Origin of the sequence: Sandarakinorhabdus sp., assembly GCF_041689835.1 — a bacterium.
Lineage (GTDB): Bacteria > Pseudomonadota > Alphaproteobacteria > Sphingomonadales > Sphingomonadaceae > Sandarakinorhabdus.
Genome location: NZ_JBDNFM010000155.1, coordinates 1 through 2,225, shown reverse-complemented (window position 1 = coordinate 2,225; position 2,225 = coordinate 1). Strand labels below are relative to the sequence as shown.

The following is a 2,225-nucleotide window of genomic DNA, read 5'->3' as shown; positions in this document are numbered from 1 at the left end:
ATCGGGCCGTCGGTGGCCGAAACCACCAGGATAGCGCCATCCATCTGCGCGGCACCGGTGATCATGTTCTTCACATAATCGGCGTGGCCGGGGCAATCGACGTGAGCGTAGTGGCGCGCGGCGGTTTCATACTCGACGTGCGCAGTCGAAATGGTGATGCCGCGCTCACGCTCTTCCGGCGCCTTGTCGATCTGATCGTAGGCGGTGAAGACGGCGCCGCCGGTTTCAGCCAGAATCTTGGTGATGGCGGCCGTCAGCGAGGTCTTGCCATGGTCGACGTGACCAATGGTCCCGATGTTGCAGTGCGGCTTGTTCCGCTCGAACTTTGCTTTGCCCATGGCCGTAACCTTCTATTTTGCTCAACTGCGTGAGACGTTCAACAATGATCGGCGAAATCGTTTGGAGCTCGCCAGGTACGATGTGTCGGCGGGGGGACCGGTCGAATCAGCGCACCTTGAAGGGCGCTGACTCGCCGGCTTTCCCAAAAAATCAAGCCAGCTTGAGCTTGATCTCCTCGGCCACGTTCGACGGCACTTCGTCGTAATGGCTGAACTGCATGCTGTATTGGGCCCGACCCTGTGACATCGAGCGCAGGTTGTTCACGTAGCCAAACATGTTGGCCAGCGGCACCATGGCTTCGATCACCTGGGCATTGCCGCGCGTATCGGTGCCCTGAATCTGGCCGCGACGGCTGTTCAGATCGCCGATCACATCACCCAGATAATCTTCCGGTGTCACAACCTCGACCTTCATGACCGGCTCGAGGATCTTGATGCCGGACTTGTCAGCCGCTTCGCGCATGGCGCCGCGGCCGGTGATTTCAAACGCCAGTGCCGACGAATCGACGTCGTGATAAGCACCATCGTACAGGGTCGCCTTAAAATCGATCAGCGGGAAACCGATCAGATGCCCCGACGAAGCGATTTCGCGGATGCCCTTTTCAACAGCCGGGATGTATTCGCGCGGGACGTTGCCGCCCTTCACTTCATCGACGAACAGCACGCCAGAACCGCGCTCGCCAGGCTCCACGGTCATCTTGACACGGCCGAACTGACCCGAACCACCCGACTGCTTCTTGTGGGTGTAATCCACATCCACCGTGCGTGCGAGGCTTTCGCGGTAAGCCACCTGCGGCGCACCGACGTTGGCTTCCACCTTGAATTCGCGGCGCATGCGATCAACCAGGATTTCCAGGTGAAGTTCGCCCATGCCCTTGATGATGGTCTGGCCGCTTTCGTTGTCGGACGACACGCGGAACGACGGATCTTCCTGCGCCAGGCGGTTGAGGGCGATGCCCATCTTTTCCTGATCGGCCTTGGTCTTGGGCTCCACGGCCACCTCGATCACCGGTTCCGGGAATTCCATCCGCTCCAGGATGATCGGCTTGAGGGGGGCACACAGCGTGTCGCCGGTGGTGACATCCTTGAGGCCAACCAGCGCGATGATGTCACCGGCAAAGGCTTCCTTGATATCTTCGCGGTTGTTGGCGTGCATCAGCAACATGCGACCGATCTTTTCGCGCTTGTCCTTCACGCTGTTCAGCACCACCGAAGCGGCTTCCATCTTGCCCGAATAGATGCGCGCAAAGGTGAGCGTGCCAACGAACGGATCGGTCATGATCTTGAAAGCCAGCGCCGAGAACGGCGCATCATCCGACGCTTCGCGCGTTTCGTCCTGATCCTTCAGGTTGATGCCGTGCATTGGCGGAATGTCGACCGGGCTGGGCAGATAATCCACCACCGCGTCCAGCAGCGGCTGCACGCCCTTGTTCTTGAAGGCCGAACCGCACAGGACCGGCACGAAAGCGAAGTTCAGCGTGCCCTTGCGGATCAGCCGCTTCAAGGTCGCCACGTCGGGCTCATTGCCTTCCAGATAGGCTTCCATGACGTCGTCGTCTTGCTCGACCGCCATTTCGATCAATTCGGAACGGGCGGTAGCGGCGGCAGCGGCCATGTCCGCCGGGATTTCCTTGTATTCAAACTTGGCGCCCAGGCTTTCTTCTGTCCAGACGATGGCGCGGTTCTGCACCAGATCGACGAGGCCGATGAAATCGCTTTCCAGGCCAATCGGCAGATACAGCACCGCCGGACGTGCGCCGAGGCGATCTTTGATCATTTCAACGCAGCGAACGAAGTTGGCACCGGTGCGATCGAGCTTGTTGACGAAGCACATGCGCGGCACTTTGTACTTGTCAGCTTGGAGCCACACGGTTTCGGATTGCGGTT

The 2,225-nt window shown here is 59.6% G+C and carries 2 protein-coding genes; both read right to left on the bottom strand.

From position 1 onward, the window contains the following. A partial coding sequence (locus ACESL8_RS08585; RefSeq protein WP_372917840.1) for a GTP-binding protein occupies positions 1-338 on the bottom strand: 338 nt, incomplete at its 3' end. Between the two features lie 151 nt (positions 339-489). After that, positions 490-2,225: elongation factor G (fusA, locus tag ACESL8_RS08580; RefSeq protein ID WP_372917838.1), on the bottom strand; the 1,736-nt coding region annotated here is incomplete at its 5' end.